Here is a 351-nt window from a genome sequence, read left to right on the forward strand (position 1 = left end):
ACCCTTCGCCGCGTGGCGCGCGGGCGGCATCCACCAGGTGGCCGATATTCAGCTGGCTTTTGCCGTATTCGCTGGCCAGCTTGATGTGTTCCTTGCCCTGCAAATCCTCCATGCGCAGCTTGTTGTTGGCCTTGGTGCGGATGACATTGCGGCTGTGCCATTGGCTGGTGATGTGGTCTGGCCGCTCGTTGTCATGGGTAATGGCGGCGATGTAGGGGTGGTCGGGGTCGCCATCGCTGAAGGCGAGGTGGACGATGGTGCCGGCGTGGATGGGCATGTGGAAGCCGAATTGCCGTCCGGCAAACGGTTTGGCCAGCCGTACCGCGCGCGAGTCCCCGCCGGGGCTCCAGC

At 64.4% G+C, this 351-nt stretch carries 1 protein-coding gene; it reads right to left on the minus strand.

Annotated elements, in window-relative coordinates:
* Nucleotides 1-351: type VI secretion system Vgr family protein (locus JHD62_RS21640; RefSeq protein WP_233161159.1), on the minus strand; the 351-nt coding region annotated here is incomplete at both ends.

Origin of the sequence: Aquitalea sp. ASV11, assembly GCF_016429185.1 — a bacterium.
Lineage (GTDB): Bacteria > Pseudomonadota > Gammaproteobacteria > Burkholderiales > Chromobacteriaceae > Aquitalea > Aquitalea pelogenes.